The 24,589-nt window shown below is 37.8% G+C and carries 19 protein-coding genes and 1 pseudogene; 19 read left to right on the top strand and 1 reads right to left on the bottom strand.

Annotated features, from left to right (window positions below):
• The first annotated feature begins 355 nt into the window (after nt 1-355).
• The 9 genes from QMA09_RS15825 to QMA09_RS15785 all read left to right on the top strand — a co-directional run bounded on the left by QMA09_RS15825 (nt 356) and on the right by QMA09_RS15785 (nt 14,506).
• Complete coding sequence (locus QMA09_RS15825; protein WP_290213800.1) at nt 356-586, top strand: TIGR04540 family protein; 231 nt, start codon at nt 356-358, stop codon at nt 584-586.
• 36 nt (nt 587-622) lie between these two features.
• On the top strand, nt 623-1,213 hold the full coding sequence (locus tag QMA09_RS15820) for a DUF1819 family protein (protein WP_290213799.1): 591 nt from the start codon (nt 623-625) through the stop codon (nt 1,211-1,213).
• Nucleotides 1,214-1,225: 12 nt separating this feature from the next.
• Nucleotides 1,226-1,792: a DUF1788 domain-containing protein gene (locus tag QMA09_RS15815; RefSeq protein WP_290213798.1), complete on the top strand. Its 567-nt coding sequence runs from the start codon at nt 1,226-1,228 to the stop codon at nt 1,790-1,792.
• Nucleotides 1,793-1,810: 18 nt separating this feature from the next.
• Nucleotides 1,811-5,374, top strand: a complete 3,564-nt coding sequence (gene brxC, locus QMA09_RS15810; protein ID WP_290213797.1) for a BREX system P-loop protein BrxC — start codon at nt 1,811-1,813, stop codon at nt 5,372-5,374.
• A 13-nt stretch (nt 5,375-5,387) separates the two neighbouring features.
• Nucleotides 5,388-8,909, top strand: a complete 3,522-nt coding sequence (gene pglX / locus QMA09_RS15805) for a BREX-1 system adenine-specific DNA-methyltransferase PglX (RefSeq protein WP_290213796.1) — start codon at nt 5,388-5,390, stop codon at nt 8,907-8,909.
• Between the two features lie 73 nt (nt 8,910-8,982).
• Entirely contained in the window at nt 8,983-11,541 is a 2,559-nt protein-coding gene (gene pglZ / locus QMA09_RS15800) for a BREX-1 system phosphatase PglZ type A (protein WP_290213795.1), read from the top strand.
• A gap of 16 nt (nt 11,542-11,557) precedes the next feature.
• On the top strand, nt 11,558-13,615 hold the full coding sequence (gene brxL / locus QMA09_RS15795) for a protease Lon-related BREX system protein BrxL (RefSeq protein WP_290213794.1): 2,058 nt from the start codon (nt 11,558-11,560) through the stop codon (nt 13,613-13,615).
• A gap of 187 nt (nt 13,616-13,802) precedes the next feature.
• Complete coding sequence (locus QMA09_RS15790) at nt 13,803-13,979, top strand: hypothetical protein (RefSeq protein WP_290213793.1); 177 nt, start codon at nt 13,803-13,805, stop codon at nt 13,977-13,979.
• Nucleotides 13,970-14,506 carry a hypothetical protein gene (locus QMA09_RS15785; protein WP_290213792.1) on the top strand — a complete coding sequence of 179 codons (537 nt, stop codon included), beginning with the start codon at nt 13,970-13,972 and terminating at the stop codon, nt 14,504-14,506. The genes QMA09_RS15790 and QMA09_RS15785 overlap by 10 nt, the downstream gene beginning before the upstream one ends.
• 143 nt (nt 14,507-14,649) lie before the next feature.
• Here QMA09_RS15785 and QMA09_RS15780 read toward each other — a convergent pair whose 3' ends face one another.
• A complete protein-coding gene (locus QMA09_RS15780) occupies nt 14,650-15,630 on the bottom strand; it encodes a hypothetical protein (protein ID WP_290213791.1) in 981 nt (326 codons plus the stop codon).
• 161 nt (nt 15,631-15,791) lie between these two features.
• Here QMA09_RS15780 and QMA09_RS15775 point away from each other — a divergent pair, with 161 nt between their 5' ends.
• From QMA09_RS15775 to QMA09_RS15735, 10 genes and pseudogenes are all read left to right on the top strand, one after another.
• Entirely contained in the window at nt 15,792-17,528 is a 1,737-nt protein-coding gene (locus QMA09_RS15775) for a DUF262 domain-containing protein (protein ID WP_290213790.1), read from the top strand.
• 127 nt (nt 17,529-17,655) lie between these two features.
• The gene (locus QMA09_RS15770; RefSeq protein ID WP_290213789.1) at nt 17,656-18,414 is read left to right on the top strand and encodes a hypothetical protein; all 759 of its coding nucleotides are present in this window, start codon (nt 17,656-17,658) and stop codon (nt 18,412-18,414) included.
• Between the two features lie 93 nt (nt 18,415-18,507).
• Nucleotides 18,508-19,518: a PDDEXK family nuclease gene (locus QMA09_RS15765; protein ID WP_290213788.1), complete on the top strand. Its 1,011-nt coding sequence runs from the start codon at nt 18,508-18,510 to the stop codon at nt 19,516-19,518.
• 370 nt (nt 19,519-19,888) lie between these two features.
• Nucleotides 19,889-20,212, top strand: a complete 324-nt coding sequence (locus QMA09_RS15760; protein ID WP_290213787.1) for a hypothetical protein — start codon at nt 19,889-19,891, stop codon at nt 20,210-20,212.
• Between the two features lie 439 nt (nt 20,213-20,651).
• Nucleotides 20,652-20,783: a hypothetical protein gene (locus tag QMA09_RS15755; RefSeq protein WP_290213786.1), complete on the top strand. Its 132-nt coding sequence runs from the start codon at nt 20,652-20,654 to the stop codon at nt 20,781-20,783.
• A 15-nt stretch (nt 20,784-20,798) separates the two neighbouring features.
• A pseudogene (locus QMA09_RS17215) lies at nt 20,799-20,915 on the top strand (DUF7669 domain-containing protein); the annotation flags it as partial.
• Between the two features lie 58 nt (nt 20,916-20,973).
• Complete coding sequence (locus tag QMA09_RS15750) at nt 20,974-22,065, top strand: hypothetical protein (RefSeq protein WP_290213785.1); 1,092 nt, start codon at nt 20,974-20,976, stop codon at nt 22,063-22,065.
• Nucleotides 22,062-23,327 (top strand): hypothetical protein, encoded by a 1,266-nt coding sequence (locus QMA09_RS15745; RefSeq protein WP_290213784.1) that lies wholly within the window; start codon nt 22,062-22,064, stop codon nt 23,325-23,327. The genes QMA09_RS15750 and QMA09_RS15745 overlap by 4 nt, the downstream gene beginning before the upstream one ends.
• 12 nt (nt 23,328-23,339) lie before the next feature.
• A complete protein-coding gene (locus tag QMA09_RS15740; RefSeq protein ID WP_290213783.1) occupies nt 23,340-23,843 on the top strand; it encodes a hypothetical protein in 504 nt (167 codons plus the stop codon).
• Nucleotides 23,844-24,151: 308 nt separating this feature from the next.
• Nucleotides 24,152-24,475, top strand: coding sequence for a hypothetical protein (locus QMA09_RS15735; protein ID WP_290213782.1), 324 nt, complete (start codon nt 24,152-24,154; stop codon nt 24,473-24,475).
• The last annotated feature ends 114 nt before the right edge of the window (nt 24,476-24,589 follow it).

Here is a 24,589-nt window from a genome sequence, read left to right as displayed (position 1 = left end):
TTGAGGAATGCGGTGCTCCATCTAAAACTTACTTAACCGGTAAATATCAAATCTATAAAGATGTATGTATTGCTTTAAGTGATATAGAGACTTCCGGGAAGATTAAGTTAATAAGAAAAGAATTTGTGGATGATCGAATTTATGAGGTCGTTGAAAACTAAGGAAGCTATTTAGTTTTAATCCTGCTGTAAAGTATAAATTCGTAATAAATATTTCTGAAAGTTCTTACCTGTGTATAATCTCTAAAAAAGATACACAGGTATTTTGCTGTGAAAAGAACTAATATTGCAATCACATCAAACTAAAGTAAAATAAGAACTAAGTATAAGTTAAATGCGAGGGGAACTAAGTGGAGATGAAAATGTTCTACAGGACACAAAGAGACTTAGCCACAGCCATCAATCAATTGGTAGACGCCTATTGGGAAGAAGCAATTTCCGAACAAAAGCTAATAGCAGGTATAAAAGAGATACATATGAATAATCAGGAGAAATTGATCAAAGACAACGATTTCACTAAAATTGTTCAGCAGCATTGTGGGAAAAGAAGGTTGGTTATTGTTAAGCGTGTTATAGAGATAAACTAAATACCAGTGCATCAATAAAGTTTGGAGTGAAGCAAGTTGGATTTACAGTATTCCTCTAGTTTAAACGGAGCGTCTTACATGCTATTTGAATTGAAACAGGTTGTTAAGTTGAAACAAAAAGGACTATCAGAAACTGAGATTCGAAAAAAAGTTGTAGAAGACAATGTTTTTCAAGTGACAAATAAAAATAGAATCAATAGATCATTGCCATCCGTGATGAAGAGAGCAAGTGTAATAGATGAAGTTTTAGCTGCGTATATGCTCGAAGGTTCCTTAGAAATCGGAAAAGTTATTAACTTATACGCAATCATGAAAACAGACTTGCTATTTTTTGAATTTATGGCTGAAGTCATCGGCGAAAGATTGCAAACAAATAACTATTTGCTAGAAAAAAAAGACATTAACATTTTCTTTACTGTAAAATCAGAACAAAGTGAACGTGTTGCTAGCTGGAGTGACATTAATATTGAAAAACTGAAAAGAGCTTACATGCAAGTGCTTTTTGAAAGTGGCATTTTAAAAGATAGAAAAGGCAATGAACTCAATCGTTTGATAATTGATGACCAACTAAAAGAACATCTCAAACATATTGGTGATATCAAATATGTTCATGCGATGGGCGAGTAAGGGAGAAGGACAATGGCTAGTTTAAACGCAAGACTCGACCAGATCATTCCGAAAATCAGAGAAGATAAATTCATAGATGGGCGCGGCCTTGGAAACGAAATCAGTTTTTATGTGTTCGATTATAAACCCGAGGATGAATTGGTGGTCCGTGATTATATTAAGCATATTAAAAAGGAATTCAATTACGACGGATCGAACCGGAAAATTATCGAATTTGATTTATACAAAATGCTCATTGAGATTACGAAGGACAAACGGATTTTTGATCGAATCTTTGAGATGGAGCAAAAACAAGGGAAAGATGCGTTATTCAAAGCCCTTACGACATTTGCGAATCCTCAAATCTTTTTGCAAAAAATCAAAGACCAAATGGACGGGCATGATGTGGTAATTCTGACCGGTGTCGGAAAAGTGTTTCCGTTCGTCAGATCACACAATATCCTCAACAATTTACAAGAAGTGATAGACAAGACGCCGGTCATCATGTTTTATCCAGGCGAATACAGCGAGCAGGACTTGCACTTGTTCGGCAAATTCAAAGACGATAACTATTACCGAGCATTCCGATTAGTCGATTAATATATAGGGGGTCAATACATGTTAGTGAAAGATATGTTTCAAAAAGATATAGAACGTGATATTCGAGGCGTTATTAAAGTTGCGCAAACTGATGATAAAAGCATTTATCAGGAACTTGATGAGTACGTAGTAACCCGTGAATTGCAAAAGCACCTTTCCAAGTTTTACGAGAACTATCAAAAAGGGATAAATGGTCAAACGGATAAAATGGGTGTTTGGATTTCGGGATTCTTTGGATCAGGTAAATCCCATTTTCTTAAAATCCTTGCTTATTTATTAGAAAACAAGCAGATACAAGAAAAGAATGCAGTAGAATTTTTTGATGAAAAGATTCAAGATCCATTGGTTCTGGCGAATATGCAGCGAACTGCACATATCGAAACAGAAACCATTCTTTTTAATATCGACGCCAAAGCGCAGTTAGATAATAAATCAAAAGAAGACGCAATTCTGCGTGTCTTTATGAAAGTGTTTTACGAACATCAAGGTTATTATGGGGACATTTCAGGCGTGGCAGAAATGGAAAAGTACTTGGATAAACAAGGTGTGTACCAAACTTTCAAAGATGCTTTTAAAAACCTTGCTGGTGAATCGTGGGAAGAACGCCGCAACAGTTTTTACTTTGATAGAGATTATATCGTCGGTGCTCTTTCAATAGCCACAGAAATGACAGAAGAATCTGCTGGAAACTGGTTTGATAATGGCGTCAATAATTACGAAATCAGCATTGAAACGTTTGCTAAAGATGTTACGGACTACATAAAGCAAAAAGGCGACAATTTCCACTTGATTTTCTTAGTGGATGAAATCGGGCAATACATAGGGGACAGCAGAAGCCTCATGTTGAATCTCCAAACACTTACTGAAGAACTCGGTACACATGCTCAAGGAAAAGCTTGGGTAATAGTGACCTCTCAAGAAAGCATCGACAGCATCGTAAAAGTGAAAGGCGATGACTTTTCCCGTATTCAAGGACGTTTTGACACTCGGCTATCATTATCCTCAATTTCGGTAGATGAAGTATTGAAAAAACGCATCTTGCTGAAAAAAGAACACGTGCAGGATAAATTGAAATTGCTTTACCCTGAGAAAAGTGCCATTCTAAAAAACTTGATCAGTTTTCGCGAGAGTACAGCGGATCTGCGCGGTTATGACAATGAGCAGGAATTTGCGGATGTCTATCCATTCATCCCTTACCAATTCAAGCTGCTGCAAAATGTATTTGAACAAATCCGTAAGCATGGTTCATCAGGCAAGAGTTTATCCGAAGGTGAACGATCCATGTTATCGGCTTACAAAGAAACTGCTTTGAGATACAAATTAGAAGAAGAAGGATTCTTAATTCCATTCCCAGCTTTTTATGAGACGATTAAAGAATTTTTAAATCCTACAGTTTCCCGCGTCATTGACAATGCCTATGAAAATCCGGCATTGAAAGATGATCTGTTTAATATGGAATTATTAAAAGTCTTATTTATGGTCAAATACATCAAAGAACTTCCGGCTAACATTGATAATATCGCAACCTTAATGATCACGAACATCGATGAAGACAAACTGGCATTAAAAGAGAAGATTAAAGTGTCTCTTAGAAAACTCATCTCCCAAACGCTCATTCAGAAAAATGGTGACTATTATTTATTCCTGACAGACGATGAACAAGACATCAATCGTGAAATTAAAGCATTGAACATCGATGAAGAAGTGGTAAAACGTGAATTAGCCAATACTATTTTTCAGGATTTCTACGATGAGAAAAGATTCCGTTACTCTTCTGAATATCTCTTTTCCTACAACCAGAAAATGGACGAGAAAAATTACGGCAATCAATCTTCTAGTATAGGAGTGCAAATTATTTCACCGCTCTCCGACCATTACCAGAAGTCCGATCAAGAACTCATGATGATGACGAGTGGCAGCGGTGAAATGATTGTTAAGCTGGGCGGCAGTGAATTATATGTAGAAGAAATTGAAGAGGCATTGCGGATCGAAGAGTATCGCAAGAAAAAGAATATCACGCAATTATCGGAGAATATCCAAAACATCTTAAATAACAAAACCGCTGAAGTGCGCGAGCGCAAGAACAGAAGCCGTGTACTATTGGAAGAAGCGATTAAAAACGGTTCTTTCTTCATCAACGGAGACAAGGTGGATATTAAAGGATCTTCCATCAAAGAAAAATTCAATACTGCTTTCAAAATATTAGTTGATAATATCTACACGAAGTTGAACTACGTGAAAGAGCATTTAGAGAACGAAAGAGGACTCATCCATATCCTGGCTTCAGATAATGATCAAATATCATTTGAAGATACTATGGGGACGTATCCGAATGAGTTGGCCAAAAAAGAACTATTCGATTTTATAACGTTGCAAAATGATATTCAAAAGCAAGTGCGTGTCAAAGTACTGTACGACCGTTTCCAGGAAAAGCCTTACGGATGGAGACAATTGGACATTGCAACTTTGATATCAAAACTATTAAAGGAACAGCGCATTCGGGTCCGCTTTAATGCTGAATACTTGGAGCCTAAACAAAACACAAATACTTTGGTTTCGATTTTCACCAAGGCAGCTGATGCAGACAAGGCGATTATCCTCAAACGTGTCCAAGTAGACGAAGCGTTAATCCGTACAGCGAAGCGGGTGGCAAAAGATGTATTTAATAAAACCGACTTAGCGGACGATGAAGATGGTCTCGTTAAGGATTTAAAAATTCTGATTGAAAAGCAAATTGCTGAAATCAATGAGATAAAAGCTCAATACGAAGGCCGAAAATATCCAGGAAAAAGCCTATTAAATAAAGGCCTTGAATACTTCAATCAATTCCATAATGGATTGGACAATGCCTCGTTCTTCATGAAGCTTAAAGAGTTGGAAGAAGACTTGGCCTATTGGGAAGAAGATATTGCACAAGTAAAAGGGTTCTTTAATGGAAAGCAAAAATCCATTTTTGAAAACGGGCTTGAACTTTATGCGAAATATGAAGAAAATAGAGCTTATTTGAGCAGAGAAGAAATTGAAACAGCCGTGAAAAAGTTAATAGTGATTTTGGAAGAGCCAGTTCCATATAGCAACATTAAAAACATACCCGAACTGACGCATGAAATCGAAGAACAAATTAAGACGGTTTTATCAGAGAAGAAAACGAATGCCGAAAAAAAGCTATTGGAAGATCAAGAAAGCATCTCCTCTTTTTCGAGCCAATACGGTGTAAGCCCTGAAACAAGGCAACAAATCGAAGCATTCTATCAAAATCTGCTTGTCGAACTAAACTCGTATAGTGATATTTACAAAGTGGAATCCACTATTCCGCGGAGTGCAAATTTCAAAGAAAAAGCCGAAAATAAAATTAACCGGGAAATTGAAGAATGGCTGAGAAAGAAACAAAAAGATCAACCTGAAGTTGGTGGGGAAGATACACTTCCTATCCCTGTACAGAAAAGATTTATTCAGGCAACAGAATTATTTAGTAGCACCCCTTTAACGACAGAAAGGGAAGTCGATCAATACATTGAAAGCTTATCTAAGAAATTGAAAGAGATCATCAGAGGAAATAAACATATAGAATTCAGAAAGTAAGTGGGGGAAGACATTGAATAAACCAGCATTAAAAAGATTTGCCACAGAAGCCAGAAGAGAACTGCTAGAACGGATAGTACTTCAAGCGAGAAAAATAGGGATTACCTCTGAAGGTGTTCAAAAAGCGACAATCGAAAGTTCGGATGCTGTCTTCATAGATGGAAAGCAGCTATCTGAAAAAGAGCGAGTGCAACGTAATAAATTGATTTACAGGATTCGTGAAATCGGATTTGACCGAGTAATGGAAGAAGTCGCATATACTTGGTTTAACCGTTTCACAGCTCTGCGTTTTATGGAAGTTAATGATTATCTTCCGACTAAAGTACGAGTATTATCCTCCCTTAATCCAGATAGTGCAGAGCCGGATATGATGAAAGAAGCTCTGACACTTGAGTTGGATTTGGATAAGGAATATATTTACAACTTGAAAATGAACAATAACGATGAAGAACTATTTAAATATTTAATCATTAAACACTGTAACGACTTGAACCGATTTATGCCATTTATGTTTGAGACAATTGATGACTATACAGAAGTTTTGTTTCCAGCAGGTTTATTAGTTGCAGAATCATGCATACAAAAAATGACAAATATTGAAGTGATTCCAGAAAGTAATTGGGAAAAAATCGAAGTAGTCGGTTGGCTTTATCAATATTACATTGCCGAAGAAAAGGAAAGGGTATTCAAAACGAAAAAGAAATACAAAGCTGAAGAAATTCCATTTGCGACCCAATTGTTTACACCTGACTGGATTGTGCGTTACATGGTGCAAAACTCTCTAGGTCGTTACTGGGTGGAAGCCCATCCTGAACATCAAGATTTAGTTCGTGATTGGGAGTTTTATTTGGAAAAAGCTGAAGAAGGTTTTGAAAAGAAAATCGCGCCTTATATTAATAAAGAATTGAAAGTAGAAGATATTAAATGTTTTGATCCTGCAATGGGAAGTGGGCATATCCTCGTCTATATGTTTGATGTTCTTTATGAAATATATAGTAAGAGTGGTTACTCAGAAAGAGAAATTCCACGTCTTATCATTGAAAATAACTTATACGGCTTGGACATCGATGATAGAGCATATCAACTCGCCTGTTTTTCAGTAGTAATGAAAGCGTTGGAATATAATAAACGGTTTTTGAGAAGTATCGAGAGAGAAGGACTGATTCTCAATTTAGCTTCTATTCAAGAATCGAATAGTTTTAATGATGAAGATATTGAATTTCTCGCAGGAAGTGTTGCTTTCCTTAAAGAAACCCAAAATTTCCTTAAGCAGTTTCAGCATGCTAAAACTATAGGCTCTCTGATTAAAATTTCAGATGGAGATACAGATCGTTTGGAGAAAAGATTGGAAGTTATTGATGCAACTCCTATTTCTGACCTTTTCGAATTTGAAAAACGCGAGAAAGTTTTATATCTATTGCCAAAAATAATTAAGCAGGCACAAATTATGTCAATGGCATTCGATATCTTAATAACTAATCCCCCGTATATGAGTTCAAGTAGTATGAACAAAGAACTTGCTAATTATTTAAAGAAAAATTATCCGGATTCTAAAGCAGATCTATTTGCTGCTTTTATGGAAATAGACCATTTTATAAAACAAAAAGGATTTTTTGCAAGTGTAACTCAACATTCATGGATGTTTTTATCTAGCTATGAAAATTTAAGACGAAAAATAATTGAAAACCGATTTATTGAGAGCATGTTGCATTTAGGTTCAAGAGCATTTGAAGAAATTGGTGGAGAAGTTGTTCAATCCACAACTTTTGTAATGAGAAATTTAAATGGACTACATTCTAGTGGAACTTATATCCAACTAACTGGAGAAAAAACATCGAAAGAAAAAAGAGAAAAAGCTTTAAAAGCAATCGAAAATATCAATGTTTCTTATCGGTATAGGTTTTCACAAGATAATTATATAAATATTCCAGGTAGTCCAATTGCTTTTTGGGCTAGCAAAAAAGTATTGAATATTTATAAAGCAGGCTTGCCTTTAGAAACTATATCTTCCCCAAGGCAAGGAATGGCTACATCAAACAATTCTTTATTTTTGAAGATGTGGTTTGAAGTAAAAATTAGTGCGATTGGTTTTAATATTCAATCAAGGGAGGAAGCAGTTTCTAGTAAGTTGAAGTGGTTCCCTTATAATAAAGGAGGAAGTTATAGAAAATGGTATGGGAATAATGAATATGTAGTAAATTGGGAAAATGACGGACAGGCAATAAAGGAGTTTAGAGACTATAAGAACTCTACATTAGATTCAAATATGGGAGTGGCTGGACTACCATTTATTTTCAAAGAAAATATTACTTGGTCAAAAGTAACTACCGGCAAACTATCTGTAAGATATCTTCCAAAAGGGCATCTATTTGATGTTTCAGGATGTTCAATTTATTCGACATCTCAAACCCTAACTAAGCTATTAGCATTGTTAAACAGTAATGTAATAGACAAACTTTTGTCTGCCATCAGTCAAACTTTAAATTATGAAGTAGGTTCAATAAAAAAATTACCAATTATTGATATACAAGATTTTGATGAATATTTAGTAGAAGAAAATATTGATATTTCAAAAAAAGAGTGGGATTCGTTTGAAACGTCGTGGGATTTTAGTCAGCATCCATTAATTAAATTTAAGGGAAACGGTATTACACTGAAAGAATCTTTTATTCTTTGGGAAAATCATTCAGCAATCCAGTACAATAAATTAAAAAAAAATGAAGAAGAGATTAATCGGAATTTTATTGAAATATACGAGTTAGAAGAAGAGATGACACCTGATATAGAAGATAAAGATATAGTTTTAAGAAAAGCAAATTTAGAAAGAGATATTAAGAGTTTTATATCATATGCAATTGGTTGTTCGTTTGGTCGATATTCGCTTGACAGAGAAGGATTAATAAATGCAGGAGACGAATTTAATTCTTCAAATTATGAAATTTTTCAAGCAGATGAAGATAATATAATTCCTATTTTAACCGAATCTTATTTTAAAGATGATATCTTAGAACTGTTTGTAGATTTCATGAAAGTGACATTCGGTGTAGAGAATCTAGAAGAAAATATTAATTTCGTTGCAAATGCAATTGGACAAAAAAAGAATGAAACAGCTAGAGAAACATTACGTCGTTACTTCTTAAATGATTATTATAAAGATCATCTCCAAGTATATAAAAAGCGTCCAATATACTGGTTATTTACTTCTGGAAAAGAAAAAGCTTTCAATTGTCTAATTTACATGCATCGATATGATAAAACAACACTTTCCCGTATACGTACTGACTACTTACACGAGGTTCAAATTCGAATGGATTCAAAGAAAAAAGACTTGATTAATATAATTGATGGTGATTCCTCAACTAAAGAAGTTATTGATTCAAAAAATGAATTAAAATATCTTGACAAGAAAATTGATGAGCTGAAAGCTTACGATGAAAAACTCCATCACATGGCAGACATGCAAATTGAAATCGATCTGGATGATGGTGTTGTTGTCAACTATGCAAAGTTTGAAGGGCTAGTTGCCAAAATATAATACAAACAAAGATACATCGGAGATTTCTGATGTATCTTTGTTCTATAATAGAAAGAGAAAGCAGGTGACTGCCATGAACATGGGGCAAATCGTGTCTGCGCTGTCAGACATTTTTAATGAGCCGCTGAAAGAGGAGGAACAACGTAAGATCGTCTTCTGGGTGGATAAGGATAATGAGTTTACTGAGGAAATTGAATCGCTCATCATAGAGGGAGTCAAAATCCATATCTTGACGGACCGCAATCAATTTTATACAAAGCATTTGCTGGAAGAAGAAGATCCTATTTCTTCATACCTAATCTATACAAATCTAGATCTAGGTGTTGAAGACAATTGGTTAGCCGATACCGTGATGTATTCAAAGACTTTTTATGCGGATCGCATCTCTCTCATTTTGAGCGACTTACATATAGATGCATCATTGCGTTCAACTGTTAAAAAATACGAACGCTTTTTCAACAATAAAGAACGCTTTAGAAAGTTTTCTGCATTCGGCATCGAATCATTTACGGAAGAAACGATCGAACTTTCGATTATGAGTGTCTTGTGTAATTTGAAGACTCCGAATTTTGAAGATGTGTTAAAGGCAATCTTGATGGACACCTTGGATGATGGAAACAATAAATATCTCTCAGCAATGGAGCGGTTCTTTGACTTAGATGTTTTCTGGAAGTATATAGCTAATTACGTTGGCTATGAACGGGACATCAAGACGCTCAAGACCTTATTTATCCATTTGTCGGTAACAGCATTCAGCCACTCAGTCGATGAAAAGTATCTGACGGAGCTGAATGATTTCATTGCAAAGCGCAGCAAGACAAATGCGTTGATTTTTGTTGATCACTGGATGCACCACAAGACGGATTACGCTGTATTTAGTGACTATATAGAAATGGCCGAGCAGGAAATCAATCTTATGAAAATAATCCAGGAAATTCCGATGGAGCAGCTCAAACAAGCAGATGTCTTCCCGTATGTCGAAAAGGCAATCATTATCCATATTGCCAATAGCTTGATAGAAAAACTGGAAGACTACGAGGAATACAAAAAGCTGATCAAGCTCCGAAGAGTGAAGCATTATTATGAGAAGTTTGAAGCGATCTATGAAGCTTTGTTCAATACCGTCAGAATGTATGAGTTCTATCACGAGCACAGCCAGGGAATTCTCCAATCACAGGATATCGATATTTACGCTTCTTATACCAAAGATTATTACAAAATGGATACATATTATCGGAAGTTCTACGTGGCTTATGACGATGCACCTGACAATGAGTTATTGAAAAAGCTTAAGACCATGATTGAGAATCTTTACTCCAACTGGTTTATGGGGGAACTCAGCGCTCATTGGTCTCAAGCGGTCCGTACTCAAATGACTGGCAACTGGTCGTTGCCGGGAGTTAGCCGCCAGCAGGATCTCTACTCATCTGTCATAGCTCCGCATATGCGAAACAATGATCGAATTTTTGTCATCATTTCTGACGCGATGAGATATGAAGTTGGTGTAGAAATGGCAGAACGTTTGAATGCTGAAACGACAGGGGTTACTGAAATCGGAACGATGCTTGGCGTTGTTCCTTCGGTGACAAAGCTCGGAATGGCAGCGCTTTTGCCGCACCGAATGTTGGACTTTGATAAGAGCGGCAAAGTGCTTGTTGACGGGAAAGACTCGTCCGGTCTTGAAAATCGTAAAAAGATCCTCGAATCCGAAGTCGCAGACAGTATTGCGTTCAACTTCCACAGCGTCGTATCCATGAACAAAGCAGCCCGCCGAGAGACGTTCAAAGGGAAAAAATTGATCTACCTTTACCATGACACGATTGACGCAGTGGGCGATAATTCTTCCACAGAAATCTCGACGTTCAAAGGTGTAGAAGAGGCCTTAAAACAACTTTCTGAACTAGTGAAGATTATTAAAGATGATTTAGGCGGAACGAATATTTACATTACCGCTGACCATGGTTTCTTGTACCAGCGGGAAGCATTGGTGGAAAGCGATAAAATGGAGAAAGAGTCAGTTGACGCGCTTGAAACGAAGCGGCGTTATATTCTTTCAAAAGAAAAAAGGGAAGTGTCAGGGCAATTGGCTGTCGATTTGTCATCAATTGTGCAAAATGAGCAGCAATTGACGGCATACGTTCCGAATGCGACGATCCGCTATAAGATTCAAGGGACAGGAGTCAATTTTGTCCATGGCGGAGCAAGCCTTCAAGAAGTTGTGGTGCCACTTATTTCGTTTAAAAACAAACGAACCGGCCAAAGAGGCTCACAAGCCATCCAGAAAACGGATATAAAACTGACCACCACCACACGGAAAATTACGAACAGCATTTTCAATTTGGATTTCTTCCAGACGGAAAAAGTGGAAGAAAAGCGGATTCCTAGAACCGTACTTATCAATATGGCGGACGAACATGGCAATAGTTTATCGAACGAAGAAACGATTATCGGCGACCGTCCTTTTGATAATCCGGCCGACCGCACATTCAAACTGCGTTTTGTATTAAGGAACATGACGTACGACCGAAGCGCCGCGTATTATTTGGTCATTAAAGATACTGAAACGGGAGTTGTCACCGATAAAATTCCGTTTTCTATAAACTTGGGAATTGTGAGTGACTTTGATTTTTAACGGAGGAAGTGTGTAAATGGAAGAGAAAGTAGAAGCTTCTTTAACCGTAGATTTAGACCGAAAGTTAAACGAAGTCTTTGCCGGGCGGGTTGTCCGGAAAGACTTAACGAAATTGATCAAAGAAGGCGCAAACGTTCCGGTTTATGTGCTGGAGTATTTGCTTGGCATGTATGCTGCGACTGATGATGAAGACAGCATCAATGAAGGGGTAGCAAGAGTAAAGAAAATCCTTTCAGATAACTTTGTCCGGCCCGATGAAGCCGAAAAAATCAAGTCGCGCATCCGTGAACTCGGCCAATATTCAATAATAGACAAAGTTTCAGTTGTTTTAAATCCCAAGCTGGATATTTATGAAGCGGAGTTTTCAAACTTAGGATTAAAAGGAGTGCCGGTTGGTTCCAATTATGTAAAAGAGTTTGAAAAGCTGTTAGTCGGCGGGATTTGGTGCATGGTGAAAATCGATTATTTTTACGATGAGGAAGCTCGGAATAATAATCCGTTCAGTGTCAGCAGCCTGCAGCCGATCCAAATGCCGAACATGGATATGCAAGAAGTCTTCGAGGGCAGAAAGCAATTCACAAAAGACGAGTGGATCGATGTGTTGATCCGCTCAACCGGCATGGAGCCGACGCAATTAGAAGACCGCGTTAAATGGCATCTATTATTGCGTTTAGTGCCCCTTGTCGAAAACAACTATAATATGTGCGAACTTGGGCCACGGGGAACAGGGAAATCCCATGTGTACAAAGAGATTTCCCCCAACTCGATATTGGTGTCTGGCGGCCAGTCGACAGTTGCCAACCTTTTCTATAACATGACATCCCGAAAAATCGGCTTAGTCGGTATGTGGGATTGTGTCACGTTTGATGAAGTTGCTGGAATCCGGTTTAAGGACAAAGACGGCATTCAGATCATGAAAGATTATATGGCTTCGGGCTCATTTGCTCGTGGGAAAGAAGAAAAGAATGCCAGTGCTTCAATGGTATTTGTAGGCAACATCAACCAGAGTGTCGATGTGTTATTAAAGACTTCTCATTTATTTGCACCATTCCCTGAGGAAATGGCTAATGATAGCGCATTTTTTGATCGTATGCATTATTATTTGCCAGGTTGGGAAATACCGAAAATGCGTCCAGATTTCTTTACCGATAAATACGGATTTATTGTAGATTATATAGCGGAGTTTTTCCGCGAAATGCGGAAGCGTTCTTTTGCAGATTCAGTAGACCGCTATTTCAAACTAGGCAGCAATTTGAATCAGCGAGATACGATTGCGGTTCGTAAAACGGTATCCGGTATGGTCAAGTTGATTTATCCAAATGGAATCTATACGAAAGAAGATATCGAAGAGATTTTGCATTATGCATTGGAAGGCCGTCGCCGAGTAAAAGAGCAGCTGAAGAAAATCGGCGGCATGGAATTCTACGATGTCATGTTCTCCTATATCGATAAAGAATCCTTAGAAGAAGAATACACCTCCGTTCCAGAGCAAGGCGGTGGCAAACTAATTCCAGAAGGCATGGGCAAGCCAGGCCATGTGTATGTAGCGGGGCATGGCCATTCAGGGATGATAGGCGTCTATAAGCTCGAGAACCAAGTTGTAAGCGGCACTGGAAAGTTCGATAAGTCAGGAGTCAGCTCTTCACGGGAAGCCCGTGAAAGCCTCGACACAGCATTCCGCTACTTTACGGCCAACAGTAAAAGCATCAGCAATACCATTGCAATAAAAACGAAAGATTACCTGATGCATATCAGCGACCTTCAAGGAATCGGCTTAACCGATGAATTGGCAATTGCTGAATTGATTGGGCTTTGTTCCGGTGCCTTAGACAAGCCCGTCCAAGAAAGCACCATTGTCATCGGCAATATGACAGTAGGCGGTACGATTGCCAAGGTAGAGGAGTTTGCTAATGTATTGCAAGTTTGTGTAGATGCGGGGGCTAAGAAAGTTCTGATTCCAGCTGCTTCTGTCATGGATTTGCAGACGGTGCCGCCTGATTTATTGGTTAAGGTGCAGCCGGTGTTTTACTCGGATCCGGTTGATGCGGTTTATAAGGCTTTGGGAGTTAACTGATTTATATTTAAGAAAAGACAAAGCAATTGGATGCTCTTTTAGATGAAACATGAAATTGATGCTTCAATTAGTGATGCATAAGACAGACACGCCAATTGTTATTTTCTTTTCTGTAAGATATAATATTGATAATAGTATTAGGAAAACGTTTGAGATTTGTAAACGGAACCAGAATGGAGGAGAAGATATGGCTACAAGTACCTTATATGAAAAATTTATATTAGATGAGGCTGCGGCACAAAAACTTATTTCTACTCCTGCGACAAAAGTGAAAGAGACCAATGTATTTAGTGATATAAATTTAAACGAAAAAGAACGAGTTGCCCGTGCAACTAAACTTCTAGCATCAAGAAAATGGAAGTAACATCTTTATACAGTTTAATCGAAGTCTCTGAAGAAGAAGGGGTTTTAGCTAAATACCTTTCTTCTTTTCATTGTGAAAAAAACAGCGATGTTGAATCGTTCCTGCATAATAAAGCCGTCAATAATGAGAAGAGATCTTTCACTAGGACGTTTTTGGTAACCGACGAAACGAAAGATAATGACATAATTGGCTACTTTACATTAATGGTTAAGCCATTTAATATATTGTCGAATGTTTCCAGAGGAACAAGATTAAGTCTGGCAAATGATAAACAAGCAGAAGTTTTTAATACGATTTTAATAGCGCAGTTAGGAAGAGCAGATTCATATATCGGTATCGTAAGTGGTAAAGAAATCTTGGAATTGGCTCTACAACACTGTGAGCTATTAAATCGATTAAGCGCTTTAAGAATAGTATGCGTTGAATACGATGATGTAGCAGTTTTAAACCAATTATATGAAAACGCTGGTTTTAAATTTCTTCAAATCAGCGAAAATGGGCTAAAGCTGGGATATCTCCGAATCTAATCTCAAAAATAAACCGTTTGTTACAGCTTTAGCTAGCTGTAGCAAACGGTTTATTTTTTATACAAGTTCACATAATATAATTACTTTGAATAAATTTATTTCTTTGTTAAATATATCTTCCTGCTTCTTCAACTATAAATCCCTCAAATCTCTTTCTGGCTCTGTTCATCCATATACGTCTGCCGAATCTCAGCTAACGTTTTTCCCGTCTCCTCGTGCACAGCAAATACATAGGTTTGAATACTGGACCAGCCATAAAGGCCTTTTAACCATTTCTGCATAGAGGCAATCTCACCGTTCGTTTCAACAAGCCCATTATCCAGCAGTATAGCTGTCTCGGAGCGATCTTTGGCGCGGATGGTGTCTCCAGGCTTAACGACGCCCCATTCGAGCATAGCATCAATCTTAGGCAGTACCCGCTTGGTCAAGCCCGTTTTCTGTTTTTTTGTCGAGCTGCTTTTATCTAAAAAATTCACGTAGTAATCGGTGTATTCATTTAATGGCAAGATCTTGGCTACATTCAAGACGATTGAGCCCTGAATTCTGTAAGGGATGAGTTTGAAACAGCTGATATCGACGCCGCTGTCGTTCAGCCAAGCAACTGCTGAAAGGGTCTGTTCGTCAAAATCAGAAGCAACCAAAACGATTTTTTGTTTTTTGTTAAACTGATCGACTGCTGTATTGACTTCCAAGAAGTTATTTAAAATTCGTGTGCCCAGTTCACTGCTCGTCAATGAGGGGTTATCAAATTCTAAGCGATGTTTTTCAACATAGGGAGCGAAGATCTTGTTCACCAAATCCTCAGTATCGGCGATTGTGGCATAGCTGGCAGCATAACGAATTGCTTGGAATTCAAATGCTTCTTTGCGATTCTCGATATCTTTGCGGTCTCGTTTGATTTCAATCAATACGATGTTCCCCTTATCATCGACGGCAGTCAGATCGCTGCGTCCGTTCGAAGCGTTTCGCACTTGCTGGCCAACGACAAGCATCGATTCTTCCTCGTCGCATATCATTTCAATGTTTTTCCTCAGCAATTCCTCAATTTGATTTTCCGTGATATCTAGTTCTGAAAAACTGATCGCTTCAATCTTTTCTGAAATAGAACCTGAAATTATGTACATGGGCATGGGTCCTTTCTTAAAGAGATATGGAATAATATAAGTGAATTGATAATTTTAGACTTTTCGTCAATATGACATAGGGATATGTTACCATTTAACATATCCACTATTAAAGAAATACGTTTTAGATACTTAAACTAAAAAAGAAGGTAGGACTCCTTATGTCATTCCAAACACCAATAACGATCAAAAAAGCAGTAGACAATATACATAAAAACAAATATTTGCTTCCGGCGATTCAAAGAGAGTTCGTATGGGATACAGATCAAATTGAAAGATTGTTTGATTCCTTGATGCAAGGCTATCCTGTCGGTTCTTTTCTTTTTTGGAACGTTGAAAAAGATAAAAGCAAAGAGTTTCAGTTTTACGAGTTCATCCGTAATTATCATGAAAAAGATAATCGGCACAATCCCATAGCCAGCATTGATCGACAAGAAGACGTGACTGCTATTCTAGATGGCCAACAAAGGTTAACATCCCTGTATATTGCGCTTAAAGGATCATATGCCTATAAATTGCCGAGAATGAGACGTGAAAATCCACTTGCTTATCCAACGCAGCATTTATATGTGGATATATTAGGGCCTTCTAAAGAATACGATACAAAATACGATTTCCGATTTTTAACTGTGGAAGAAGCGAATATTAATTATGAAGATGCATATTGGTTTAAAGTCGCGGATATTTTGTCTTATGAACATACTTATGAAATTAATCAATACTTAATTGAGAATGATTTGAGTTCGATTGAAAAAGAAAAGGCATTGTTTGCGAATGAAACATTGTATAAACTTTATCAAGCGATTAATGAAAAGCCTAATATCAACTTCTTTTTAGAAGAAGAACAGAATTTAGAAAAAGTGTTGAATATTTTCATTCGCGTTAACAGCGGGGGTACAAAGCTAAGTTATTCTGATTTGCTGCTATCGATAGCAACTGCTCAATGGAAAGACAAAGATGCTCGACAAGAAATCAATTCGTTTGTCGATGAGATAAACCAAATTGGCAACGGATTTAATTTCAATAAAGATTTTGTGCTTAAATCCTGCTTGGTCCTTGGCGACTTTAAAGACATAGCTTTCAAAGTCGATAATTTCAATAAAGAAGCCATGAGAAAGATTGAAAAAAATTGGGATGACGTTAAAGAGGCTATAAGGTTGGCAGTCAATCTAGTATCTGGATTCGGCTATAATCAGGAAACTTTGACTTCTAATAACGCCATTATCCCGGTTGCTTATTATTTGCTGAAAAAAGGATCGCCTCATAAGTATTTGCAATCCCAGCAGTATCAAGATGATCGACAACTTGTTAAAAAGTGGCTTGTAATCGGGATGTTGAAACAGGTCTTTAGCGGGCAGCCTGATAATGTAATTAGGCCAATCAGAAAAATCCTAATGCAGAATTATAATGAATTTCCTTTGAAACTAATTGTTGAAGAATTTAAGGGTGGGGCGAAATCGTTCAACTTTAATGATGATGAAATCTATAACTTATTAACTTCTAAGTATGGCCAGAAGCAGACTTTCTCTATCCTAGCTCTTTTGTATCCGAGCCTGGATTTTAGAAATATATTTCATGTGGACCATATCTTTGCTCAAAACTTATTGAAGAAAAAGAACTTGGTAAAAAGTGGTCTTTCCCAAGATGATATTGATTTTGCTATGGAACAAATCGACTCAATCGCAAACCTTCAACTGCTTGAAGGAATTCCCAATATCGAAAAATCAGATCAGAGCTTTGAAGCCTGGGTCAACAATGTCTACAAAGATACGCAATCTAAAAATGATTATTTCGATAAACATTTTATCCCTCAAGTAAATTTAAGTATTGCTAATTTTAAAGAGTTTATTGAGCAAAGAAGAGAATTGATTTTCCAAGATTTAAAATCGAAAGTCTAAAAAGGACAGAAATCTCCTAACCTATTACGATGGAGATATTTCTTTTAGAACAGAGATTTTTTAAAGGCTTTTAAACAACTTATTGCGCGTGAAGGTTATAAAAACATACAAAAGGAGACTCACATCCATGGCAATCGCAAAATACGCAAAGTTTCACCAATATAAAGAAATGATCCAATCACTGCCCGCTTCTTATACAGAAGAATCGTTGCTCCATGAAAGGTTCCTGCTGGAAAGTGAGACGAAGAAAAAGCTGGAGATTTATTATGCACCGTTTGAATATGTCAACGAAGACGCGAAAGTGGTGATCGTCGGCATCACGCCCGGTTTGCATCAGATGAAAAAGTCGTTTTCAACTGTCATTGATGCAGCAGGTAAGCAAAGCGCAGATGAAGCTACGCTTAAACAAGTTAAAAACAACTCGAGTTTCGAAGGAACGATGCGCAAGAATCTGGTCAAGATGCTGGATGAGTTAGGCTTGAACGAATATCTGGGTTTGGCTTCTAACATTGAGTTGTTCGAAGAAGCGAGCTATTTGGTGCATACAACGTCGGTTCTGGCGTATCCCGTGTTTCATAACGGCAAAAATTACAGCGGTTCAACGCCGAACTTGTTAAAGAACGAGCTTTTGAAGAAATACGTTACAGATAATTTTGCGTCAGAACTTGAAAACTTCAGCAACCCGTTGATCATTCCTTTAGGCGTAAACGTTTCGAACGCTTTGAATTACTTGGCCGATCAAGGAATGGTTGCATCGGAGAATATCCTTTCAGGCTTCCCGCATCCTTCAGGAGGCAATGGCCATCGCCACAAACAGTTCCTTGAAAACAAAGCGGCGATGGAAGAAAAACTGAAAGATCATTTTCTTCAGGCGAGCCGTATTTAAGGGCGCTCTATATACAACTGGATAAATCCGATTGAGAGGTGTGTTTAATTAATGACGATAAACATGAACTTATGGAAAGTGGAAGCAAATGGCTTGAAAGAAGTATCCAGATCAAAACTCGACAAAGAAGACCGATTAGAAAAGTGGGTCGAGCAGGACATCAGTATACTCGATTTGGATTTATTGCTTATCGGCCGGCAAGTGCCAACGCCTTATGGAGGCAGAATTGATCTTCTGGCAATGGATTCGGATGGCAACCTGGTGATTTTAGAGCTGAAAAAAGACAAGACGCCGAGGGATGTCGTCGCACAGGCACTGGATTACGCATCCTGGGTGAAAGATCTTAGCTATAAAGAGATTGAGTCGATCGTTTTAAAGTATTTGGATAAGAGTCTGGCTGAAGTATTTACGGAACGGTTTTTAACGGCCTTGCCAGAAGAGCTGAACAGAGAGCACAGCATTGTCATCATGGCATCTGAATTGGATTCATCTTCAGAAAGAATCGTTCGTTATTTATCTTCTGAACACAATCTCAATATAAACTGCATCTTCTTTGAGTTCTTTAAAGAAAACGATCAGGAATTCCTTGGCCGTTCATGGCTGATGGACCCTCAAGAAGTTGCGGTCAGAACCAAGTCGGAGAAAAATGTTCCGTGGTCTGGCTTATACTTTGTCAATGTCGGAGACGGAGAGCATCGGAGCTGGGAAGACTGTAGAAAATACGGCTTTATGAGTGCGGGGCAGGGGAAAAGATACAGCAGTTCCATGAAAAAATTAAAGCCTGGTGATCGAATCCTCGCATACTTAAAAGGACGAGGATATGTTGGTTTTGGTGAAGTGACTTCAAGTGCGGTAATGGTAAAGGATTTCGAGTGGGATGACAAAGGTTCATTGCTTCTGGATCAGCCATTAAAGCAGCCGAATATCAATCGAAACAAAGATGATGCAGAGCTGGCAGACTGGACAGTTGGCGTGAAGTGGCATAAAGCGGTTCCAAAAGAATCTGCGGTAACAATGCCGGGGATATTCGCAAACCAAAATGTTGTATGTAAACTTACCCATCAGCCAACTATCGATTTTCTGGCTCCTCATTATTCTTTATAAAGTGAGTTAAGAAGCAGAAAAGGCTAAAGAACTGCTCGGGAAAAAGCAAAAGTTTATGCTGTAGCCATAACGTAACGAGTAGAAACTCCTGTTGAGGTCATTGAAGAGCTGCAGGGAGAGCCGAGTGGAATGTCGGTGCATGAGCGCGATTATGCGACATGCAGGTGAAGTGTTAGAAGACATCGATGACGATTATTGAAATTACAGGGAAAAGCAGAAGAACGAAAAACTATAACTACGGAAAAAGCTGTTGCAGCTCCTCTTTGATTCCTTAAGGTTATTGACACCCAACAACAATAAAATTGCTAAATCAGACGGCGTTTTTCTGTGATAAGCTGAACTTATCTTAGGCACGATAAGGGGGATTTAGTTGAGTACAGTAGATAGAGCATTGAAATCCATTGGGAAATCTAATTTTGTGGAGTATTACGAGGATTATAGGGAACTAGCTTTTAGCAAAGAGAAAATATCTGGAAGCGATAAACTGCCTTTGGCTAACAAGCTTCTAGAAGATAATCCGAATGCCAGTAAATTATCTGGTCAATTGATCCGAATTTCTTCTGCAATAGGTATTTTTAAAAACGGTTTGGAAGAGGAAGCTTTAAGAGAAGTTATTTCTTCCAAGCATCCTTCAATCACAAAAGAGATTAAAGCAAAAGCAGCTAAACTTGCAAATGGGAGAAGACAGAGTTAAGCATTCTGTGAAATCGTCTTGCAAAGCACGATTCTTGTTGATGGGTTTCCTTTTTGTATCTGCTGGTGATGCTGTCATCTAATTGAGCTTAATAAATAAGCTGTTAAAGAATAAATGCCGTCAATGTTGTAATGAAAACAAAAAACTCTGAGTGCTGATACATCAGATTGATGCAGTACATGCCGCACAAGAGCGGCTGGCTAAAATAATGAATTTTTATCTCAAAGAGTAACCACCTACAATCCTGGCAGGGAGAGGGCGGTTACTCTTTTTGTTGTTGCAATAGTCTATTAAAGTCCCTATGACAAGTACAACTCGAGATATATATCACTATTTACAAGCTGGATTGGAAAATAAATGTATTTAATTTCTTTTATTATGATACGATTTACATAATAAAAAAGATAGTTAAATAGGCTCGTAAAAAGGGGGATTCCAATTGGCAGAGTTTAAAGTGAATAGTACAACTGCTCGTGATGAAATTTTAACGGCTGTGCAAAAAATTACGAAGGAGCGAGAAGAAAAACAGTTCTGTTTAGGTGAGGTTCTGCAGTATATGAAAGATGATTGAACAAACTACAAAGAAAGTACGATTCGTACGCATATAACTTCCAGGTGTTGCTCTAATTCTCCTAACCATCACGGTTCCGTATATAACGATTATGAAAGAGTCGGAAAAGGCATATATCGTCTAATGTTATAAATATGGAACTATTTTTAAAGGAATTACTTTAAAAATATTCTTTGAGAAGAGGTCAAGTATGGTTAAGCAAACTACTAAAGCTGTCCAAGATCAATTGGTTCAGTTAGGAGAAGAATTAGGGTTTTACTCTTTGAACGAATACACGTTCAAATCGATAATCAATGCTTATGCTCCACGATATGATATTGTCTGGATGCTAAATGTTGAAACATTGAACTTGGACTCCTTGGAACATCTTCAGTTAATCGATGGTAAATATCTGCCGTTCGCTGCTTTTGAACTTGAAGGCTCGACCACTTCTTCTAAAAATCAGGTAGGCAATGGAGGGAACCTGCAATTATCGCCATGTTATTACAATTTCATGGTTGTGAATAATGCCCATGCTGCGAAAGAGAATGATACATATCGAAGAGGCATGAAAATTGTGCGGTCGCTGCAGAGAGTAAACGGGGAACGGCAATTATTTTTCCTCGACAGCAGTATGCTAAAAAAACTTCCGGCATTTGCAAAGACAACCATAGTGCCACTTACAAACAGAGAAAATCGGCTTCCTCGAATGAAGGGTTCAGGTGGAGAAAAGCAGTCGATTTTAGTCGCAGAAAAATTACTGCCCAAACTTTTATTAACAAATTTAGAACTTGCATATGATCGGAAGCCAGACTATTTTAAATGGATTTTTCATATTGATCAGAAGTTCCAGCAAATAAAAGTTCCCGTAAAATCTAAATACTTATTGAAACAAAGCTTTACAAAATCACCGGCCCCGCTTCTAAAAGGTGAAGTAAAGTCAGCGAGTGATTATTATTACATTCCGAAAATTGACGTGGCAGCAGGTTTTAGCATTGAAGGAGGGTTTGTTCAGTTTCTGCATTTTCTCGCTCAGCGAATGGGCGCAGATGTGATTCATTTTCCTTTCCTACAGTACCTGCTCGATAAACAAGACCAAACCATTTACTTTCCTCTTCTCGGTATCGAAATTGAAATGAGCGAATCAAAGCATGCACTAGGTGGACTGATAAACCTGGCCAATTTTCAATATGTGGGATGGCTTGTTTCTCCCGGAACGATGAAGCCGTATGTGGAAACCTATAAGCATCATTTGGGTATGCAGAATGTCCATCATATTGAAGTGGAGGAATATCTAGTATGAATATATTGCTGGTACAACCATATTTTAATGGGAAATTTTCATGGAATAAATTTCTAGATCAGATATTAAATATAATTGATAAAAAACCAGTTGACTTAGTTGTGTTTCCAGAAGCTTTCTATGAAGTAAATAGTGAAGAACAAGCGTGGAATGATGTTGATTGGATAGTAAATACTATTGGAAAGCCAGTTATTTGTGGTCTCTCTTTTCCAGATGGAACAGAGAGAGCATTGTATGTAAATCCGACCCCTGCTGAAGGAGAGACTGATGAATCCATATTCATAAAGCATTCTACAGCGAAAAAACTTACCTTCGAAATAGACAATGAAGAGTTAGAAGAAATGCAAATATACAAACCAATAATCTTAAATGGTCAACGTATCCAGGTCTACATTTGCCATGATATGTTTTTTCCGCTAGTAACAGAAAAACTGGAACAAGAAGGGTTGGACATTCTGATTAACTTAACCGGCGGCAATGTAAAAATGTCGAAATGGTGCAACGTGCTGAAAGGTCGATCCATCGAGCTGGATACAACCGTGTTATGCACCATGGCCAATCGTACGGATATGAAACAGCCTTCAGATCGAATTGGCTTTAAATCAGGAGAACGGTTGAAAGCTAATTACAAATTGGGCAATGGAGAGAAGACGCATGCATTTAGCCTGTTCTCTACTGAAGATCCAATCATAGAAGGTGAACTAGCTGAGACCTTCTATAGTGATAAAGAGTACACACAATTTACAGTGGGCTTGAGTGAAGACGCTGATTGCTCAATTGATTTGGAAAAGTGGGAGGTTTATTCATCCGAGTTGTCTGATATGGGCGAAGAGGAGACATCTTTACACTTAACGAAAAATCGAGAGTCTGTCTATGTTCATGTGGCAAACTATGAAGAATTGTTCGATCGAACTTATTTTTACAAACAGTCCAAAGTAGAAGAGGGACATCATATTGTGATTTATATGTCCGAACAGCCGGTAAATGAAGAAGAGGCAATTGCTCTGCTGAAGCTTCGTGCAATAGAAAATCGCATAGGCTGTATCGTCGTTGCGGATAATCTCTTTGTTGCTGCTAAAACTAACCGTTATAAAGACATTCAATTGTTCAAGGCGACTGATAACAAGATAGGGTTTGATCTGCAATTTATGCAAGGCATTAATAGCCTTTTCCAAAACTCTGCAAATAGTAAACAGGGAATACCAGTGCGATATAAAGAGCAGTATTTAGGTCTTTTGCAAGTGCCGGAGAATACGAAGTGAAGGGAATTATATATGCCAACTAGAAACAGCAAATTACTGATTAAAGATCCCTTTATTATGAATGAAGACACTGTCAATGAAGCAGTATGGAATTTCATCAAAGCAGCCGGCTTTCATTGCCCGGACTTCTTAACTGGGAATAAAACAGGTGTTGATGTAGAAGGGGAAAAAGATGGGTGGAGAATCTATGTCGAATCAAAAGGTTCTCATGCGAATAATCATGCTCTGGATACAGTGTTCGACACGGGACAAATTAAGACTCACACTTATATGCAGATTGGAAAATTGATGGAGTATCAAACCATCGGAAAAGAAAATTCACTGTACGTTATGGCGAACCCTGATATACCCAGAATAAGAAATAGAGTGGATAAAGTGATGAAATCCATAAACTTTGCTGGATTTATAAGATTTTGGATTCAGCAAGATGGAAGTGTGGAAGTCGATTATCCAAGCCAAGTTGAAGAGACACTAATCGAAATTGGATTGATTCAAAATAAAATTATTATCAATTAGAAGGGGTATTGTGGAAGAAAAAGAGATTTCTGAAGGGAAAATAGGAAAAATGTTAGATTGGGCATATGAAAATCCTTAGAAGGAATACCAGGAATGGATTCGGCTTATGAGATGGCAGAGAACTTTTTATCCAAGCATGATTCAACTGATAAGGCTATAGATAGTTTGATTCGTTCGCAAAATACTTAAGCGGCTACTAGTGGATTTCTTACAGGCTTGGGTGGAATAACTGTTCTGCCAGTAGCCATTCCTGCTAATATTGCTTCAGTTATGTATGTCCAGATAAGAATGTCGCGGCAATTGCACATATGAGAGGTCATGATTTAAAAGACGATGAAGTTAAAACGTTCGTGTTTGTTTGTCTGACCGGACAATCAGCTTCAGGTATCATGAAAAAGGCCGGTATTCAAGCTGGCAACTCATTTGCCAATCAAACCGTCACGAGAATTCCTGGTGAAGTTATTAAAGTGATTAATAAAACTGTTGGATTTAAGCTAGTTACGAAGTTTGGCCAAAAAGGCGTGGTTAATTTAGGAAAAGCTATACCAATCGCGGGTGGCGTTATTGGCGGTACTGTAGACAGTATAGGAACAAATATAATTGGAAAGACTGCTAAAAAGGTTTTAGGATGACGAAATAATGAATAATAAAATCATGTACCTGTGAAAAGTGCTATTCCACTCAAGCAGCAAACAACTTTACAGAAGTTGATCTTCTTAAATACAGCTGAGGTATACTACCTTTCC

The organism is Planococcus sp. APC 3906, assembly GCF_030407685.1.
Taxonomy (GTDB): domain Bacteria; phylum Bacillota; class Bacilli; order Bacillales_A; family Planococcaceae; genus Planococcus; species Planococcus koreensis.
The sequence above is the reverse complement of the archived record's forward strand: the minus strand, read 5'-3'. Positions and strand labels throughout refer to the sequence as shown.

Coding starts and splice junctions, on each gene's coding strand:
- QMA09_RS15825 (WP_290213800.1), top strand. CDS start 356: ATGAAAATGTTCTACAGGACACAAAGAGACTTAGCCACAGCCATCAAT.
- QMA09_RS15815 (WP_290213798.1), top strand. CDS start 1,226: ATGGCTAGTTTAAACGCAAGACTCGACCAGATCATTCCGAAAATCAGA.
- brxC (WP_290213797.1), top strand. CDS start 1,811: ATGTTAGTGAAAGATATGTTTCAAAAAGATATAGAACGTGATATTCGA.
- pglZ (WP_290213795.1), top strand. CDS start 8,983: ATGAACATGGGGCAAATCGTGTCTGCGCTGTCAGACATTTTTAATGAG.
- brxL (WP_290213794.1), top strand. CDS start 11,558: ATGGAAGAGAAAGTAGAAGCTTCTTTAACCGTAGATTTAGACCGAAAG.
- QMA09_RS15790 (WP_290213793.1), top strand. CDS start 13,803: ATGGCTACAAGTACCTTATATGAAAAATTTATATTAGATGAGGCTGCG.
- QMA09_RS15785 (WP_290213792.1), top strand. CDS start 13,970: ATGGAAGTAACATCTTTATACAGTTTAATCGAAGTCTCTGAAGAAGAA.
- QMA09_RS15780 (WP_290213791.1), bottom strand. CDS start 15,630: ATGTACATAATTTCAGGTTCTATTTCAGAAAAGATTGAAGCGATCAGT.
- QMA09_RS15775 (WP_290213790.1), top strand. CDS start 15,792: ATGTCATTCCAAACACCAATAACGATCAAAAAAGCAGTAGACAATATA.
- QMA09_RS15770 (WP_290213789.1), top strand. CDS start 17,656: ATGGCAATCGCAAAATACGCAAAGTTTCACCAATATAAAGAAATGATC.
- QMA09_RS15750 (WP_290213785.1), top strand. CDS start 20,974: ATGGTTAAGCAAACTACTAAAGCTGTCCAAGATCAATTGGTTCAGTTA.
- QMA09_RS15745 (WP_290213784.1), top strand. CDS start 22,062: ATGAATATATTGCTGGTACAACCATATTTTAATGGGAAATTTTCATGG.
- QMA09_RS15740 (WP_290213783.1), top strand. CDS start 23,340: ATGCCAACTAGAAACAGCAAATTACTGATTAAAGATCCCTTTATTATG.
- QMA09_RS15735 (WP_290213782.1), top strand. CDS start 24,152: ATGAGAGGTCATGATTTAAAAGACGATGAAGTTAAAACGTTCGTGTTT.